The sequence below is a fragment of the Dactylosporangium sucinum genome, from assembly GCF_014647515.1.
Taxonomy (GTDB): Bacteria; Actinomycetota; Actinomycetes; order Mycobacteriales; family Micromonosporaceae; genus Dactylosporangium; species Dactylosporangium sucinum.
Window position 1 is genome coordinate 23,317 of the sequence record NZ_BMPI01000056.1, and the last position, 17,393, is coordinate 40,709.

At 72.7% G+C, this 17,393-nt stretch carries 15 protein-coding genes; 5 read left to right on the forward strand and 10 right to left on the reverse strand.

Annotated elements, in window-relative coordinates:
* Positions 1-21: 21 nt before the first annotated feature.
* The gene (locus tag IEZ31_RS40590; RefSeq protein ID WP_190255438.1) at positions 22-1,002 is read left to right on the forward strand and encodes a TerC/Alx family metal homeostasis membrane protein; all 981 of its coding nucleotides are present in this window, start codon (positions 22-24) and stop codon (positions 1,000-1,002) included.
* Here IEZ31_RS40590 and IEZ31_RS57245 read toward each other — a convergent pair.
* The 5 genes from IEZ31_RS57245 to IEZ31_RS40615 form a co-directional block, all read right to left on the reverse strand.
* Positions 983-2,326, reverse strand: a complete 1,344-nt coding sequence (locus tag IEZ31_RS57245; protein ID WP_308429477.1) for a serine/threonine-protein kinase — start codon at positions 2,324-2,326, stop codon at positions 983-985. The genes IEZ31_RS40590 and IEZ31_RS57245 overlap by 20 nt on opposite strands.
* Positions 2,311-3,084 (reverse strand): aminotransferase class IV, encoded by a 774-nt coding sequence (locus tag IEZ31_RS40600; RefSeq protein ID WP_229836450.1) that lies wholly within the window; start codon positions 3,082-3,084, stop codon positions 2,311-2,313. Before IEZ31_RS40600 ends, IEZ31_RS57245 begins: the two co-directional genes overlap by 16 nt.
* Positions 3,047-4,519 carry a chemotaxis protein CheW gene (locus IEZ31_RS40605; protein WP_190255439.1) on the reverse strand — a complete coding sequence of 491 codons (1,473 nt, stop codon included), beginning with the start codon at positions 4,517-4,519 and terminating at the stop codon, positions 3,047-3,049. The genes IEZ31_RS40600 and IEZ31_RS40605 overlap by 38 nt, the downstream gene beginning before the upstream one ends.
* 28 nt (positions 4,520-4,547) lie before the next feature.
* Positions 4,548-7,361, reverse strand: coding sequence for a methyl-accepting chemotaxis protein (locus IEZ31_RS40610; protein WP_229836424.1), 2,814 nt, complete (start codon positions 7,359-7,361; stop codon positions 4,548-4,550).
* Positions 7,362-7,488: 127 nt separating this feature from the next.
* Positions 7,489-8,202 carry an NAD(P)-dependent oxidoreductase gene (locus tag IEZ31_RS40615; protein ID WP_190255440.1) on the reverse strand — a complete coding sequence of 238 codons (714 nt, stop codon included), beginning with the start codon at positions 8,200-8,202 and terminating at the stop codon, positions 7,489-7,491.
* A gap of 64 nt (positions 8,203-8,266) precedes the next feature.
* Between IEZ31_RS40615 and IEZ31_RS40620 the strand changes: the two genes are divergently transcribed.
* On the forward strand, positions 8,267-8,641 hold the full coding sequence (locus IEZ31_RS40620; protein WP_190255441.1) for a winged helix-turn-helix transcriptional regulator: 375 nt from the start codon (positions 8,267-8,269) through the stop codon (positions 8,639-8,641).
* 50 nt (positions 8,642-8,691) lie between these two features.
* On the opposite strand, the gene IEZ31_RS40625 is transcribed toward IEZ31_RS40620, so the two are convergent.
* From IEZ31_RS40625 to IEZ31_RS40640, 4 genes are all read right to left on the reverse strand, one after another.
* Positions 8,692-9,660 (reverse strand): SecDF P1 head subdomain-containing protein, encoded by a 969-nt coding sequence (locus tag IEZ31_RS40625; RefSeq protein WP_190255442.1) that lies wholly within the window; start codon positions 9,658-9,660, stop codon positions 8,692-8,694.
* Positions 9,661-9,844: 184 nt separating this feature from the next.
* Complete coding sequence (locus IEZ31_RS40630; RefSeq protein WP_190255443.1) at positions 9,845-11,545, reverse strand: glycerol-3-phosphate dehydrogenase/oxidase; 1,701 nt, start codon at positions 11,543-11,545, stop codon at positions 9,845-9,847.
* Entirely contained in the window at positions 11,545-13,035 is a 1,491-nt protein-coding gene (glpK, locus tag IEZ31_RS40635; RefSeq protein ID WP_190255444.1) for a glycerol kinase GlpK, read from the reverse strand. The genes IEZ31_RS40630 and glpK overlap by 1 nt, the downstream gene beginning before the upstream one ends.
* Complete coding sequence (locus tag IEZ31_RS40640; protein ID WP_190255445.1) at positions 13,028-13,846, reverse strand: MIP/aquaporin family protein; 819 nt, start codon at positions 13,844-13,846, stop codon at positions 13,028-13,030. The genes glpK and IEZ31_RS40640 overlap by 8 nt, the downstream gene beginning before the upstream one ends.
* A 51-nt stretch (positions 13,847-13,897) precedes the next feature.
* Here IEZ31_RS40640 and IEZ31_RS40645 point away from each other — a divergent pair, with 51 nt between their 5' ends.
* From IEZ31_RS40645 to IEZ31_RS40655, 3 genes are read left to right on the forward strand one after another with little or no spacing between them, the layout of a single operon-like run.
* Positions 13,898-14,368, forward strand: coding sequence for a PPOX class F420-dependent oxidoreductase (locus IEZ31_RS40645; protein ID WP_190255446.1), 471 nt, complete (start codon positions 13,898-13,900; stop codon positions 14,366-14,368).
* A gap of 2 nt (positions 14,369-14,370) precedes the next feature.
* Positions 14,371-15,069 carry an HAD family hydrolase gene (locus IEZ31_RS40650; RefSeq protein ID WP_190255447.1) on the forward strand — a complete coding sequence of 233 codons (699 nt, stop codon included), beginning with the start codon at positions 14,371-14,373 and terminating at the stop codon, positions 15,067-15,069.
* A 33-nt stretch (positions 15,070-15,102) separates the two neighbouring features.
* Positions 15,103-16,320 (forward strand): condensation domain-containing protein, encoded by a 1,218-nt coding sequence (locus IEZ31_RS40655; protein ID WP_190255448.1) that lies wholly within the window; start codon positions 15,103-15,105, stop codon positions 16,318-16,320.
* Here the strand turns inward: IEZ31_RS40655 and IEZ31_RS40660 are convergent.
* Positions 16,308-17,168, reverse strand: coding sequence for an ADP-ribosylglycohydrolase family protein (locus IEZ31_RS40660; RefSeq protein WP_190255449.1), 861 nt, complete (start codon positions 17,166-17,168; stop codon positions 16,308-16,310). The genes IEZ31_RS40655 and IEZ31_RS40660 overlap by 13 nt on opposite strands.
* Between the last annotated feature and the right edge of the window lie 225 nt (positions 17,169-17,393).

The following is a 17,393-nucleotide window of genomic DNA, read 5'->3' on the forward strand; positions in this document are numbered from 1 at the left end:
CGTTCGAGGGAGCCCGTCTTCATGGAATCCATCGCGTCGCCGCAGCTGTGGGTGATCACCGTCGCCGTGCTGTTGGGGCTGCTGGCGCTCGACTTCGTCATCACCCGGCGGCCGCACGACGTCCCGATGCGCGAGGCGGTCGCCTGGACCGTCTTCTACCTCGCGCTGCCCGCGGCGTTCGGCGTGTACGTCTGGCTGGCGCACGGCGGCACCCGTGGCGTCGAGTTCTTCACCGGCTACGTGGTGGAGAAGTCGCTGTCGGTCGACAACCTGTTCGTCTTCATGTTGCTGCTCGCCGCCTTCGCGGTGCCGCCGGCGCTCGCCCAGCGGGTGCTGCTGTACGGCATCGCCGGGGCGCTGGTGCTGCGGGCGATCTTCATCGCCGCCGGGGCCGCGATGCTGTCGGCCGGGACGTGGGCGTTCCTGCTGTTCGGCGCGATCCTCCTGGTGACCGCGGTGAAGGTGATGCGCGACGCGCTGCGCGGCGCCGACCACCAGGTCGACATCGACAAGATGCGCGGGGTGCGCCTGCTGCGGCGGCTGATGCCGGTCACCGACGAGTATCACGGCGCGCGGCTCACCATCCGCGAGGCCGGCCGCCGGGCGCTGACCCCGATGGCGCTGGTCGTGGCGGCGGTGTTCCTGACCGACATCGTGTTCGCGGTCGACTCGGTGCCGGCCGTGTACGGCGTGACCGACGACCCCTACCTGGTGTTCACGACGAACGCGTTCGCGCTGCTCGGCCTGCGGGCGCTGTACTTCGTGCTGCGCAACGCGCTGGCCCGGCTGAAGCACCTCAACCACGGCCTGGCGATCATCCTCGGGTTCATCGGCCTCAAGCTGATCCTGCACTGGGCGCACACCGTGTGGTCGTGGGTGCCGGACGTGCCGACCCCGCTGTCGCTGGCGGTCATCATCGTGACGCTCGCGGTCGTGACGGTCACCAGCCTGCGGGCCACGGCGCGAACCGAGCGGCAGGGCGTCACCGCTTCCGCGCCGTGACGTCGGCCCGGGGTGTACCGCCGGTGCAGGTGACGGCGACGTCGACGAGGTCGTTGCCGTGCCGGAAGGTGACCGTGGCGGTGGCGGCCGGGCCCGGCCGGACGGTCTCGACCTTGTACCCCTTGGCCGCCGCCCAGCCGGTCAGCTCGGCCAGGCCGTCCGCGCACCGGGCCGTAGCCGTCCCGCCGTCGGCGGTGAAGGTCACGGGGGCCGGCGCGGGGGTGACCGGCGCCGGCGAGGTCGTCGTCGGCAGCCCTCCGGGAGAAGGCGGCGGGCTGCTGCCCGGCGGGCCCGCGGTCTCGTGCGCCGTCGCCCCGGCGGGCACCGGACCGGTCGGCGGCGTGCCAACGGGTGCGGTGGTCGGCGGCGGCTCGGCCGGCTCCGGCTGGACGTACGGCGGCCCGCCCGAGGGCTCGCGGACCGGGCTCGCCCCCGAGTACAGCCACGCCCCCGCCATGACGCCGACCGCGGCCGCCGCGGCGGTGATCCGCCAGCGCGGCGTGCGGGCCGCCGGCTCGCCCAGCACGGCCCGGGCCGCGGCGCGGGCCAGCACGTCGCCGACGAACCGGGCCGGCGGACGGGCCGCCGGGTCCTTCGCCAGGCAGCTCATGCACAGCGCGGCGACCGGCCGCGGCACGCCGGGCTGGTCCGGCAGCGGCGACGGCGGCGTGTGCACGTGGTCGCGGACGATGCCGGTGGTCGACTCGCCGGGCCAGGGCAGCACGCCGGCGAGCAGCTTGTACAGCACGACGCCGAGGGCGTAGACGTCCGACGCCGGGGTGACGGCGCCGCCCATGATCCGCTCGGGTGCCACGTACGCGGGCGTGCCCAGGACCCGCTCCTCGCCGGCTCCGGCGGGCGCGGCGATCCCGAAGTCGACCAGCTTCGCCCCGCTGACGGTGACCATGATGTTGGCCGGCTTCACGTCGCGGTGCACGAGGCCGGCGTCGTGCGCGGCGGCCAGCCCGGAGGCGACCTCCGCGCACAGGCGGAACGCGTCGGCCGGCGAGACCGCCCCGCCGGCGAGCCGCCGCTCCAGGGTCTCGCCCTCGATGAGCTCCATGACGACGTACGGCGTGTCGTCGGACTCGCCGTAGTCGAAGACCTGCGCCAGGTTCGGATGGGAGAGCGCGGCGGCGCTGCGGGCCTCGTCGCGGATCCGGTCCCGGTCGGCGCCGCCGGCGAGCACCTTGACCGCCACCGCCCGGCCCAGCACCTCGTCGCGCGCCCGCCAGACGACCGAGGTCCCGCCCGTGCCGAGCAGGTCCTCCAGCCGGTAGCGGCCGCCGAGCAGCAGCCCGCCCGGGCTCAGATCGCGTCCCAGGGCACGGCCGCCGCGGCCGAGACGACCAGGCGGTGGAAGTCCGGGTCGCCGGGCAGCGCGACCTCGTCGATGCGGCGGACCTCGACCACCCCGATGGAGTTGGTGAGGAACGCCGCGCGGTAGGCGCCGACGTCGGCCAGGTGCACCGGCGCGGAGCGCACCGGCAGGCCGGCCGCTTCGAGTCCCGGGTTCAGCGCCAGCATCTGGATGCCCGCCAGGTGCGGCGCGGACGGCCAGACCACGGCGGTACCGTCGAAGAACCCGATGTTGTGGATGGCCGACTCGGCGATCTCTCCGCCTGGCCCGGTGAGCAGGGCGTCGTCGAAGCCCTCGCGTTCGGCGAGGCGGCCGAAGTACAGCTGGCCGAAGCTCCCCAGGTGCTTGAGGTGCGCGGCGGGACGGACGTAGGGCACCGACCGGAGACTGACCGGCGTCGATGGCGGGAAGGCCGGGGGACGCACGGCGACGACGATCATCAGCTCGTCGGCCGGCTGGTAGACGTTGATGCGGATCGACGCGTCCGACACGTCGCGGACGGCGTGGCGGAGGTGGCCGCGGACCAGCGCCGGGTCGAGGTCCGCGTCGAAGAGCTCCCGCGTGGCGGCGACCAGGCGCTCCAGGTGCAGCGCCAGGGCCTGCACCCGGCCATCGCGCACCTGGAGCGCGGTCAGGTGGCCGTAGTTGACCAGGAGCGGATGGTACAGCTCCTCGATCGTCGGCTCACGTCCGTCGATCTCCAGGCGGATCAGCGGCGGCATCCTCACGATGGCCCACCATAGTGCGTGCGAGGCGCTCCAGGTCGATGTGGGGCAGGATACGTCCGTCGATTTTTACCAACGGGGCGCCGGCGAGGCCGGGCGGCGAGGCGTCCGCGGCGGGCAGCCGCTCCTCCCAGACCGACTCCTCGATGGCGCGCAGCGCGGGCACGATGAAGCCGACGCCGGCGACCAGCACCACCCGCGCCGTGGCCGGCTCGGCCTCGTCCCGCTGGCCGAGCAGCGTGGCGAGGCAGATGAGCGGCACCGAGCGGCGGTGGTGGGTGAACACGCCGCGGACCGGGCCGCCGCCGACGAACGGGATGACGTGCTCGGGGAACGGCACGATCTCGTGGACCTGGGTCAGCGGGGTGGCGACCTCGACGCCGGCGAGATAGGTGAGGTACTTGCGGACGACGGGCTCGATGACCCGCCCGTCCGCGGGCACCCGCCCCGCATCGGAGGCCTGCGGGCGACGGGCCGGCGGGGTGCCGCCGACGGGCGTGCCGAGGGCGGCGAGCGTGCCCAGCTGCTCGTCGGCGCGCAGGCGGGCACCGTCGACGACGAGGTACGTGCCGCCGGCCTGGCCGGGCAGAATGCCGCTGGCGAACGCCGTGGCGGGCAGCCCGAACGCCGGCATCGGCAGCACGTCGGCGTCGGGCACCCCGACGATCGCGACCGCCTCGGTGACCGCGAACGCGAGCAGGCCGCGCTCGTAGGCGAAGGCGACGCCGCGCTTGACGTCGATCGGGCCGAGCGTGCCGAGGCCGAGCACGGCGAGGGTGTCGACCGTCGGCACGTAGTGGTCGCCGAGCTCGATGACGCCGTGGACGACGTCGCCGTCGATCGGCGACGACTTGAGGATGAGCTCGGGCACCACCGAGTGGATGTGCTCCACCTGGACGCAGACGCCGATCTCGCCGCAGCGCAGGAGCATCATCATCGTGGTGTCGCCGGTCGTGCGCTCCTGGGCCACCGCCATCGCACCGCTCGGGCCGCCGGTGTCGTCGGCGAGCACCATGCCCGGCAGCCGGCGCACGGCGGCGCAGTCGAGCAGGCAGACCACCGAGCCGTCGTCGGGCCGCTCGAAGGTCCGGCTGAACAGCGGCGGCAGCTCGCTGTTGACGGTCATGCCGAGCCGGGCGTCCTCCTCGATCGGCACGACGCCGCGCACCGACCCGGCGAGCAGGCCGAAGACGCTGCCCTCGTGGTTGACGACGACGACCACCTCCGGCTCGGCGCTGTCCGCCAGGTCGAGCGTGCGGCGCAGGTCGAGCACCGGGATGACCTGGTGGCGCACGTTCACCGCGCCGACCAGGCCGGGTGCGCGGGCCAGCAGCGGCTCGAACGTGCGCGGGCACGGCAGCACCTCCCGCAGCTCCGACAACGGCAGCGCGACGTGGACGTCCGCCACCGTGAACACGCCGTGAAGGCTCACGCGGCTCCTCCGCTTCGCTCCGGACCGCTCATGCCGGCTGGGCCTCGCCGTCGCCCACGAGCTCGCCGATCAGGGCGTTGACCGTGCGCGACGCGTCCTGCTGGGTCTGCGTCTGGGTGACGATGTGGTGGATCGACTCCGCCGTCTTGCCGACGCTGCGCAGGATCTCCTCGAACGCGTCCTGCGCCCGCTGCGCCACCTGGGAGCCCTGGTTGATCCGGGTCGCCGACTCCTGGATGAGCCGGCTGATCTCGCGGGCCGACTCCGAGGAGCGCTCGGCGAGCTTGCGCACCTCGCCGGCGACGACCGAGAAGCCGACCCCGTGCTCCCCGGCGCGCGCCGCCTCGATCGAGGCGTTGAACGCGAGCAGGTTGGTCTGGCTGGCGATCTCGCCGATCACCTGGACGATCGCCGCGATCTGGTCGGACGAGCGCTCCATGAGCTCGATCGCCTCGATCGACTTGCGCAGTTCCTCGAAGCCGCGCTGCGCGTTGGTCTGCGTCTCCCCGGCGAGCGCGCTGGCCTGCCCGGCGTTGCCGACGATCTGCGCGATGGAGACGCTGAGCTCCTCGACGGCCTTGCTCATGTCGCGCGTCTTGGTGCTGAGCCGCTGCTCCAGAGCCACCTGGTCGGTGATGTCCTGGCCGAACTTCACGACCTTCACCGGCTGGCCCTTGAGGTCGAAGATCGGGTTGTAGCTGGCCTGCAGGAAGACCTCGCGCCCGTACTTGCCGACGCGGTGGAACCGCCCGGCGATGAACTCGCCCCGGCTCAGCCGGAGCCAGAAGTCGCGGTACTCCGGGGAGGTGATGTATTCCTGGGTGCAGAACATGCTGTGGTGCTGGGCCTGGATCTCGCGCATCGAGTAGCCCATGGTGCGCAGGAAGTTGTCGTTGGCCCGCAGGACGTTGCCTTCCAGGTCGAACTCGATCACCGCCTGCCCGCGGTCCATCGCGGCGACCTTGCCCTCGAACTCGGCGTTGCGCAGCCGGCCGGCGGTGATGTCGGTGGCGAACTTGACCACCTTGTAGGGGCTGCCCTCCAGGTCGAGGATCGGGTTGTACGTCGCGTGGATCCACACCTCGCGGCCGTCCTTGGCGAGCCGCTTGTAGGTCCCGGTCTCGTACTCGCCCCGGCGCAGCCGCTCCCAGAAGTCCAGGTAGGTGTCGGACTGCGCCTCCTCGGCGTCGACGAACAGCCGGTGGTGCTTGCCGCGCACCTCCTCGACGCCGTAGCCGAACAGGTCGAGGAAGTTGCGGTTGGCGTCGATGACGGTGCCCTGCGTGTCGAACTCGATGACCGCCTGCGACCGGTTGATCGCCTGGACCTTGCCCTCGTACTCGGCGTTGCGCCGCTTCGCTTCCGTCACGTCGAGCGCGTACTTCACCACCTTGTACGGCCGGCCCTCCAGGTCGAAGATCGGGTTGTACGTCGCCTGCAGCCAGACCTCGCGGCCGCCCTTGCCGAGCCGCTTGTACTCGCCGGTCTCGAACTCGCCGCGGCCCAGCCGGCCCCAGAAGTCGCGGTAGTCCTCGCTCGCGGCGTAGATCGGGTCGACGAAGACCCGGTGATGGCGCCCTTTCAGCTCGTCGGCGCTGTTGTACCCCATGACCTCGAGGAAGTTGCGGTTGACGTTCACGATCAGGCCGTCGAGGTCGAACTCGATCACCGCCTGGGCGCGGTCGATCGCGGTCACCTTGCCCTCGTACTCGGCGTTGCGCTGCTTCGCCTCGGTGATGTCGGTGGCGTACTTGACGACCTTGAACGGCCGGCCCTCCAGGTCGAAGATCGGGTTGTAGCTGGCCTGCAGCCACACCTCCCGCCCGCCCTTGCCGATCCGCTTGAACTCGCCGCTCTCCAGGCTGCCCTTCGCCAGCTTCTGCCAGAAGTTGCGGTAGGCGTTGCTGCGCGCCTCGTCCTCGGTCACCAGCGTGCGGTGGTGCTGGCCGACGAGCTCCTCGGCGGTGTAGCCGGTGGCGTCGAGGAAGTTCTTGTTCACCGCGCGGATCGTGCCGTCGAGGTCGAACTCGATGACCGCCTGCGCCCGGTCGATGGCGGTCGCCTTGCCCTCGTACTCGGCGTTGCGCTGCTTCGACTCGGTGATGTCGAGCGCGTACTTCACCACCTTGTACGGCCGGCCCTCCAGGTCGAAGATCGGGTTGTAGGTGGCCCGCAGCCACAGCTCCCGCCCGCCCCGGCCGAGCCGCTTGAACTCGCCGCCCTCGATCTCGCCGGCCGCGAGCCGCGCCCAGAACGCGGCGTACTCCGCGCTGGCCGCGTAGGTCTCGTCGACGAAGATCCGGTGGTGCTGCCCGACCACGTCACCGAGGGCGTACCCGGTGAGCTGCAGGAAGTTCTCGTTCGCGCCGATGACCTCGCCGTTGAGATCGAACTCGATGACGGCCTGCGAGCGATCGACGGCGGCGTACTTGCCGCGCAGCTCGGCCAGCAGGCGCCGGTCGTTGGTGATGTCGTACGCGGTGAGCAGCAGGCTCTCGGGCTCCTTGCCGGCGCCCAGCACCGGCCCGCAGTTGAACCGCAGCCAGCGCTGCCGGCCGCCGCTGTCGACGATCGGGTTGACCTGCTCGATGAACTCGCCGGCCCGGGCGCTGTCCATGAGCTTGTCCACGACCTGCGACTGGAGGTGCCAGACCTCGTCGAGGCGCTTGCCGACGAGCTCACCGAGGGGCAGGTCGATCGTCTCCAGCACCTTGTCGTTGACGTTGATGATCGAGCCGTTCTTGACGTTCAGCACGGCGACGAGCCGCTCCTGCACGAGCAGGCGCAGCGCCGCCTCGCCCAGTGCCGGCGTGTCGCTGACGAGTCCGATGGGTTCCGGCACGGGAGGCTCCTCGGTGCGTTTCGGTTTCCACCGGGCTGTTCGACGGCTTTGCTCCCGTCTTGAGGGTTTTGATCACGGGTCGAGCGCGCTCACCACCGGGTGCGGCCCCGCCGGCCGCTCGCCTGGCTCACCGGTAGACGACAACCCGCCCGCTCCTCGTGGGCCGCTCGATCTCGTCGAGGACCGCGACGGCAAGGTCCGCGTACGACAGGCTTCCGCTCTCGTCCTCGGGCACCTGCTCTCCCCCGAGCCGGTACGTTCCGGTCCGTTCCCCAGCGGGGTCGAGCCGCGCGGTCGGCGTGAGCACGAGCCACCGCCGTCCGGCCCGCGCACGTTCCCGGAGGCGTTCGAGCCCGGCGAGGTGCGCCTGCGCGAACGCCCGGAGCTGCGCCGGGAACGCGGCGGGATCGTCCATGACCAGCCGGCCGCCGTCGTCGTACAGCGTGGCGAACAGCCCCACCACGACGAGCCGCCGGGGCTGGGCGGCAAGGAGCGCGTCGGCGGCCTTGACGAAGTACAGCTCGTCGAGCCCTCTGCGGGCGAGCTCCTCCGGCCCGGACGCGGGCGTGACGGCGCTGACGACGGCATCGCACCCGTCGGCGAGCCGCAGCACCGAGACGGGATCGGTGACGTCGCCGCGCTTCACACTCACCCCGCCGCCGGTCCCGTCCCCGTGCTCCTCGACCGGCAGGTCGCCGTGGGCGGCCATGATGTCGGACGCAAGGCCGCCGTGGGCGACCACGTCCCGTACGACGGCGACCACCTCATGCCCGCGCCGCACCGCCTCCAGCGAGACCCGCTTCCCGGCCCGGCCCCCGGCCCCGAACACCGCAATCCTCATGGCCCGCGGACGCTACCGGCCCCCACCCCGGTTCCCGCAACGAAACCGGCGCTACGGTGGGCCGATGCCACCCGCTCCCCTGCCGGACTTCGACCCGATGTGCCCGTCGAGCGCCCTGCCGTTCCAGATCGGCGACAAGTGGACCGGCATGGTCGTCCTGTGCCTCGAGCACGGCCCCCGCCGCTTCACCGAACTCCAGGCGCCCCTGCGCGCCGTCACGGCAAAGGTCCTGACGGAGACCCTGCGCGCCATGGAACGCGACGGCCTGCTGACCCGCACGTCGTACCCGGAGAACCCCCCGCGCGTCGAGTACGCCCTGACGCCCCTCGGCCGCTCCCTCCTGGACCTGATCGCGGCGGCCCGCACCTGGTCCCGCGAGCACCTCCCCGCACTCCTCGCGGCCCGCGCCGCTGCTTCTGCCCCGCCCTCGGCCGCCTGACCCGGCCGCTGCCGTTCCTCCCCCGCCAGGGGCGTGAGGCTGGGTGCCGGTCAGCCGACGACCGTGAGGCGGACCGGGAGTTCGCCGCCCGCCAACTGGGCGGCGAGCACCTCCGTCTGGTACTGGCTCAGGTTCCCGCTCACCTGCACATCCCCCGTGATCTCGGACTGGATGGCGGGCGCCGAGACCACGAGCGCGTCGAGCACGATGCCCACCTGCTCCCGCTGCGGCGCGAGCTCGCGGCTCAGCTCGGTGAACTGCCGCTGGCCGTCCGCCGTGAACCGCACGTTCACCGTCCACTCGCCAGTCGGCCCGAACGCGGGCGTCGCGCCGGCGATGTCGGCGGCGGTGATGCGGGCCTTGTCCAGGAGGTACTTCGTGCCGTCCTTGTCGCACGCCACCACGCTCCGGTCGGCCGCGCCGACCTCGGTGAGCTGGGCACACGTCACGCCCGGCACGAGCAGCCGCATCCGCACCGGCAGCGTGGCCACGTCGGCCGCGCTCAGCGCGCCGAACGCCGACGTCACGCTCGGCGGCAGCGCCTTGCCCTGGTCGACGTCCTGCACCGCGGCGGCGGCCGGGTACGCCTCGCCGAGCCGGTCCGCGACCGCCGGCCGGGCGGCGTCGGCTGGCTGCTCGGGCAGCGTGCCCGTCATCGGCTGGCCGGTGAAGACCGTCGCCAGCACCCGCCGGAAGCGCAGCTGGCCGGTGCCCACGAGCTCGCGCAGCATTGTCTCGCCGGCGCCGCGGCCCCGCAGCACAAGTCGATCTCCATCGCGGTCGACCTGCGGGTCCTCGACGTTGGCCGTCCGCATGCGGGTGAGCAGCACCTGCCGGGCCCGGTCGAGATCCGCGTCGCTGGGCGCGCCGCCGTCGGGCCGCTTCGCCTGGACCGAGACGGATGCCTCGGGCAGCTCGCCGGCCCGGCCGAGCACGGTGACGATGCCCCAGGAGGCCAGGCCGATCAGCAGGATGACCGCACCGATCAACCCGAGCACCTGCGCACGTCGAACTGCCATGGCGCCACTCTATTCACGCGGATCAAGGACCCGCGCCGAGGTGGGATCCCCCGGTTCCCTCGGATCGGGGCACACGGCCGCCGTCGACTGCGACTTCATGATCGCGGACGTTTCTGTATCGAACACGGACCAGAAACGTCCGTGATCATGGTTAGGGCGGGGCCGCCGCCGGCGCCCACGAACGCTAGCCGTGGGCTACCGGGACCACGTCCGGGGCCTCGCGGCGGGTCAGGTCGGCCGTGCGGTCGTCGGGCTGGTCCTGGGAGGCGCGCTCCGCCTCCACGCGGCGGCGGTAGCTTTCCACCTCGCGGTCCAGCTGCTCCGGGGACCAGTCCAGCAGGCCCGCCATCTGCTGCGCCACCGGGCGCAGGGCCGTCAAGCCGCGGTCGAACGTCTCGATCGATGCCCTCGTGCGCCTGGTCAGGACGTCCTCGACGTGGCGGGCGCCCTCCGCCAGCACCGCATACGCCACCTCCGCGCGCAGGTAGTCCTCCGCGCCCTCCAGCGGGTCGGCCAGCGACGGGTCGGTGCGGATCAGGTCCAGGACCTCGTCCACCAGGGAGCCGTAGCGGCCGAGCAGGTGCTCGATCCTCGCCACGTGCACGCCGCTCGACGCGGACAGGGCCGCGCGCTGGTTCCACATCGCGGCGTAGCCCTCGGCGCCCAGCAGGGGGACCTTGTCGGTGCAGGAGGGCGGCACGGCGCCGCCCAGGGCGTGAGCCACCGCGTCGACCGCGTCCGAGGCCATCACGCGGTACGTGGTGTACTTGCCGCCGGCCACCGCCACCACGCCGGGGACCGGAGTGGCCACCACGTGCTCGCGGGAGAGCTTCGACGTCAGCTCCGACTCGCCGGCCAGCAGCGGGCGCAGGCCCGCGTACACGCCCTCCACGTCCTCCGGGCGCAACGGCGTGACCATGACCTTGTTGACCTCGCCGAGCAGGTATTCGATGTCGCTGCGGGTGGCGGCCGGATGGGACTTGTCCAGGGTCCAGTCCGTGTCCGTCGTGCCGATGATCCAGTGCCGGCCCCACGGGATGACGAACAGGACGCTCGCCGCGGTGCGCAGGATCAGCGCCGACGTCGACTGAATTCGATCCCGCGGTACCACCAGATGCACGCCCTTGGAGGCGCGGACCTGGAACTGGCCGCGTTCGCCGATCAGGGCCTGGGTGTCGTCCGTCCACACGCCCGTGGCGTTGACGACCTGGCGGGCGCGGACCTCGAACTCGCGGTCGTCCTCGAGGTCGCGGACGCGGACGCCGGTGACCCGGCCGCCCTCGCGGAGGAAGCCGATGACCTGGGTGCGCGGCGCGACGTGGGCGCCGTAGGCGGCGGCCGTGCGGACCACGAACATGGTGTGGCGGGCGTCGTCGACCTGGGCGTCCCAGTACTGCACGGCGCCGACGAAGCTGTCCCGCCGCAGCGCCGGGCACAGCCGCAGCGCCTGGCGGCGGGTCAGCTGCCGGTGGTGCGGCATCCCGCGGCCGGCCATCCCGTCGTACAGCGTGATCCCGGAACCGACGTAGAAGCGTTCCCAGACCGCGCGCGTCAGCGGGTAGAGGAACGGCACCGGGCGCACCAGGTGCGGGGCCAGGCGGTGCAGGAGCAGGCCCCGCTCACGCAGCGCCTCCCGTACCAGCTGGAAATCCAGCATCTCGAGATAGCGCAGCCCGCCGTGGATGAGCTTGCTGGAGCGGCTCGACGTGCCGCTGGCCCAGTCGCGCATCTCCAGCAGGCCCGTGGACAGGCCGCGGGTCGTCGCGTCGAGGGCGCAGCCGGCCCCGACGACGCCGCCGCCGACCACCAGAACGTCGAGCTCCGTCGACTCCATGAAAGCGATAGCCGCCGATCGCGACGACGGCGACATAGGTGCGGCATGCATCAGGCAGCTCCGATCTCGACCCAGTCGAGCGCCCGAGAAACGGCCATCTTCCAGCGGCGGTATCCCTCGGCGCGCTGCGACGACGACCACGTGGGTTGCCAGCGGCGCGACTCGTCCCAGTTGGCGCGCAGGTCGTCCGGCGAGTCCCAGAAGCCCGTCGCCAGCCCGGCCGCGTACGCGGCGCCCAGGGCGGTGGTCTCGGCGACCCGCGGGCGGCTGACCGGCACGCCCAGGATGTCGGCCTGCAGCTGCATGCACAGGTCGTTGGCGGTGACGCCACCGTCGACCTTGAGCACGTCGAGCGTCACGCCGCTGTCCTGCTGCATCGCCTCGACGACGTCGCGCGACTGGTAGCAGATCGCCTCCAGCGTCGCGCGAACCAGGTGGGCGTCGGTGTTGAAGCGGGACAGGCCGACGATCGCGCCGCGCGCGTCGGGCCGCCAGTAGGGGGCGAACAGGCCGGAGAAGGCGGGCACGAAGTACATGCCGCCGTTGTCGGCCACCTTCGACGCGAGCGTCTCGCTCTCGGCGGCGGTGGCGATGACGCGCAGCTGGTCACGCAGCCACTGCACGGCCGAGCCGGTGACGGCGATCGATCCTTCGAGCGCGTAGGCGGCGGGCTGGCCGGCGAACTGGTAGGCGACCGTCGTCAGGAGCCCGCGGGACGAGCGCACGAGGGAAGGGCCCGTGTTGAGCAGCAGGAAGTTGCCGGTGCCGTAGGTGTTCTTCGCCTCGCCGGCGGCGAAGCAGACCTGCCCGACGACCGCGGCGTGCTGGTCGCCGAGCGCGGCGGTGAGCGGGACGCCGTCGGGGGTGCGGCCGTAGGACGCCGGGTCCGACGACGGGCGGATCTGCGGCAGCATCGCCCGCGGTACCCCGAAAATCCTCAGCAGCTGGTCGTCCCACTGCAGCGTCTCGAGGTTCATGAGCATGGTGCGGCTGGCGTTGGTCACGTCGGTGACGTGAACGCCGCCGTCGGGGCCGCCGGTGAGGTTCCACAGCAACCAGGTGTCGATCGTGCCGAAGAGCGCGTCGCCGTTGAGGGCCGCGCGGCGCAGCCCGTCGACGTTCTCCAGCAGCCACTGCAGCTTGCCACCGGCGAAGTACGTGGCGGGCAGCAGGCCGCTGCGCTGCCGGATGACCCGCCCGCGCACGTCACGGTCGAGCTCGGTGACGATGCGGTCGGTGCGGGTGTCCTGCCACACGATCGCGTTGGCGTACGGCCGGCCGGTGCGCCGGTCCCACACGACCGTCGTCTCGCGCTGGTTGGTGATGCCGAGCGCCCGCAGCCGCAGGCCGGCGAACGCCTCGCGGGCCACGTCGTTGGTGCGTTCCCAGATCTCGACCGGGTCGTGCTCGACCCATCCGGCGCGGGGCAGGATCTGCCGGTGCTCCAGCTGGTGCTGGGCGAGGACCCGGCCGGCATGGTCGAACACCATCGCGCGGGTGCTGGTGGTGCCCTGGTCGATCGCGCCGATGTACTCATCCACTGGTCGTCTCCACCCTTCCGGGCTCGCGCTGCTCGGCCGGCACGGGCAGGTAGCGGCTCACCATCACCCGGTACAGACCGGCGCCGACGATCCCGCCGATGATCGGCGCGACGATCGGCACCCAGAAGTACGGGTAACCCGTCTGGTCGACGAAGGCGGTGCTGTAGCCGGTCAGGAACGACGCCACCCGCGGGCCGAGGTCGCGGGCCGGGTTGATCGCGTAGCCGGCCGCGGCGCCCCACGCCATGCCGATCGCGACGACGATGAGGCCGATGATGAACGGCTGGAGGTTCGCCTTCGGCGCCGTGTTCAGCAGGTCGGTCACGGCCAGAATCAGGAACAGCAGGATCGCGGTGCCGATGACCTGGTCGCGGAACGCGCCGAACACGTCGACGGGCAGGGTGCCGTTGCCGGGCAGCGTCGAGAACACGTACTGCGTCTTCATCGTCAGGCCGGGGTCGAAGGCGTGCAGGATCGAGCCGTAGTTCCAGCGCACGAGCAGCGCGCCGACGAACGCGCCGACGGTCTGCGCCAGCGAGTACGGCAGGACCTTGCGCCACGCGAAGCCGCTGAACATCGCGAGGGCGACGGTCACCGCCGGGTTGAGGTGCCCGCCGCTGAGCCGGCCGGCGACGTACACGCCGAAGGTCACCCCGAAGCCCCATCCCCACGCGATGCTGTCGTGGCCGCCCAGCCCGGCGGCGACCACCTGCGCGACGGCTGCGCACCCGAACAGGATGAGGATCATCGTGCCGGCGAACTCCGCGGCAAGCTCCCCCATCAGCCTGCGGTCCCGCAACCAGCGCCTCATGCGCCGGGAGCTACCCGCGCCACCGCGACCTACGCACGGTAGGTTGGCGGCATGGCACGGAAGATCGCGACCAACGACCGCGTCGACCGGGCCGCGCTGCTGGAGTTCCTCCGGCCGCGGCACCGGGCGATCATCATGACCACGCGGCCCGACGGGCGGCCACAGGCGTCGCCGGTGGCCTGCGGCGTCGACGCCGAGGGGCGCATCGTCGTGTCGACGTATCCGGAGCGGGCGAAGGTACGCAACCTGCGGCGCGACCCGCGCGTGTCGGTCGTGGTGCTGTCCGACGAGTGGAACGACGCCTGGGTGCAGGTCGACGGGACGGCCGAGGTGCTCGACCTGCCCGACGCGCTGGAGCCGCTGGTGGAGTACTTCCGCTGCATCTCCGGCGAGCACCCCGACTGGGACGAGTACCGCGCGGCGATGGTCGCGCAGGGCAAGTCCCTCGTCCGCGTCACGATCGACGCGTGGGGACCGGTGGCCACCGGCGGCTTCCCGGCCCGCCTCGCCGAAGCCGGCTGAGCGTGCGGGCCGTCGTCTTCGACTTCTTCGGCACGCTCACCGACCCCGGCATCGAGGCCGGCCGCCGCGGCGCGTTCGCGGCGACCGCGGCCCTGCTCGGCGTGCCGGCCGAGCCGTTCTGCACCGCCATGTCCACGTCGTTCGGCGAGCGGATCACCGGGCGCCACGGGCACACCCGCCCGATGCTGCGGGCGATGGCCGCCCGCTGCGGCGCCGAGCCGTCCGAGGCGCAGCTCGACGCGGCCGTCGCCGCCCACCACGCCGGCTCCGCCCGGCTGTGGGCGCCCCGGCCCGGCGCGCTGGAGACGCTCGCCCTGCTGCGCGCGGCCGGGTTTCGCATCGCCGTGCTCAGCGACTGCGGCGCCGAGCTGTGCGACGGCTGGCCCTCGACGCCGTACGCGCCGCACGTCGACGCCACCGTCTTCTCCTGGCAGGAGGGCTGCCGCAAGCCCGACCCGCGGCTCTACGCCACCGCCGCGCAGCGGCTCGGCGTCGCGGCGCGCGAGTGCTGGTTCGTCGGCGACGGCGGCAGCCGCGAGCACCAGGGCGCCCGCGCCGCGGGGATGCGGCCGGTCCTCGTCACCAACGCGGGCTACCCCGGCGCCTGGCGGTTCCGGGACGACCCGGACACGTTCGTGCCGGAGTTGACGATCGACCATTTCCCCGAGGTGTACCGCCTGATCGTCCCTGTCAAGGCTTGACGCTCGGTCGGCGCTGAGTACAGTCACGGCGTTGTGGATCGCATCGACGTGCCGTTCTGCGGCGACGGGGCCGGCACCGCGGAGCTGACCTGGGGCCAGCGGGCGATGTGGCAGGCCATGGTGCGGGAGCGGTCCTGGCTGCCGATGGGCGGGCGGCGTCCCGTGCCGCCCGGCACGACGCTCGACGACGTGGCGGCGGAGCTGCGGTACACCATGGGCCGCTATCAATCGTTCCGCACGACCCTGCGATCACGCGCCGGCGCCCCGCCGCGGCAGGTGGTGGCCGGCGAGGGCACGGCGCGGCTGGACGTGGTCGACGCCGGGCACGAGGATCCGGAGGTCGTCGCCGCCGCCGTCGAGCGCGACCTGCGGGCGGCCTCGCCCGATCTCGAGGGCGATTTCCCCATGCGCATGGCGGTCGTGCTGTCCAGCGGTACCCCGAGCAGGCTGGTCGCCATCATGCCGCACCTGGTCACCGACGGGATCGGCGCCGCGGTCATGGTGGACGAGGTGACCCGGCGGGTGGCCGGGCCGCCGGAGGGCCTGCAGCCCCTGGACCTGGCGGCGTGGCAGGCGTCAGCGTCCGGTGAGCGGCAGCACGCGGCGGCGCGGCGGCACTGGGAGCGGCACGCCGCGCTGCTGTCGCCGTTCGGCTCCGGCCCGGCCGGCGCCGCACGCAAGGGCGTCTTCGTGTCGCCGGCCCTCGCCGCCGCGCTCCCGGCGGTGTCGGCGTCGACCGGCGTCGATTCGGCGACGGTACTACTGGCCGCGTACATGACGGTCCTGAGCCGCATCACCGGCGCGGGCACCGTCGCGGTCCGGCAGGTGGTGAGCAACCGGTTCCGCAGCGGGCTGGCCGGGATCGTCAGCCCGATCACGCAGCTCGGGCTGTGCGTGGCCGACGTGTCCGGCTCCTTCGACGCCGCTCTGGCGGCCGTCGCCCGGGCGTCGCTGCCGGCGCAGAAGCACGCGTACTACGACCCGTTCGCCGTCGGCGCCGACGCCCGTACCGCATGCCTCAACGACCGCCGGTCCGTCCGCGCCGCCGCCGGGGCCGCCTCCTGGGAGCCGGGATCGTTCACCTGGGTCGAACCGCCGGTCGGCCCGACCGAGCCGCTGTTCGTCCACGTCGACGACGAGCCGGGCGCGCTGCGGCTCACCGTCGACGTGTCCGTGCTGTCCGATCCGGACGCCGAGGGGTGCGTGCGGGGTATCGAGACGCTGCTGGTCTCGGCCGCTCAGCGGGCGTAGGCGGGCAGCGGCTCGCGCTGCCGCAGCCACCGCTGCGGGACGCCGTCGCGGCCGGTGTACGCGGCGACGATCCCGCCGACGATCGCCGCCGTCGTGTCGACGTCGCCGCCCGCCGCGACGCACTCCGTGATCGCCGTCTCGTAGTCGTCGAGGTGGTGGGCCGCCACCCACAGCGTGAACGGGACGGTGTCCTGGGCGAGCACCTGCGAACCGTTGCCAAGCACGTACGCGGCCTCGGCGCGGCCGGTGACGATCTTGGCCCGCTCGATCCCGGTGCGGACCCGGCTGTCCACGATGTACGCCAGCACCGTGTCGAGCAGCTCGGCGGATGCAGGCGGGTTGCGGGTGAGGCGCGCCCAGCCCGCCTCGGCCGCGGCGACCGCCACGGCGACAGCGCCGAGGATCGCCTCCGGGTGGGCGTGCGTGACCTCGGCCGATCGCATCGCCTCCAGCGCGGCGGTGCTCGGGTCACCGGCGTGGAAGGCACCGAGGGGCGCGACCCGCATGGCGGCGCCGTTGCCCATCGACCCCTGGTTGTGGAAGGCCTCGCGGGCGGCGTCGCGCCAGGGCACGCCGTCGCGGATGCGGTGCAGGACGACGACGGCGCCGCCGCCGTAGCCACGGTAGGGCTCGCAGCGCTCCGCGAACGCGCCGGCGAGCCGGTCCTGGTCAATTTGCTGGTGGTCGCGCAGCTCCGCAACGAGGGAGCACGCCATCTCGGTGTCGTCGGTCCAGGGCCATTGCCCGGTCGCGGTCCCGATCCCGCCCGGCACGAAGTGCTGGGCGCCGAACGCGTCGCCGACGGAGAGCCCGTCGAGGCTGTCGTGACAGAGGTCGATATGGGTCATGGGAGCCCTTATCGTGCCACTTCAGGCCCTCCGGCCGCACCCTCCTTCACCGTCGTTCCCGCGCTTCTTGCTGTGCCGACTCCTGAGCTGACGCTCGGCTCGTCTCCTGGCTCGTCTCCTGGCTCGTCTCCTGGCTCGTCTCCTGGCTCGTCTCCCGGCTCGTTTCCCGGCTCGCCGTCTGGGTTGTCTCCCGGCTCGCCGTCTGGGTTGTCTCCCGGCTCGCCG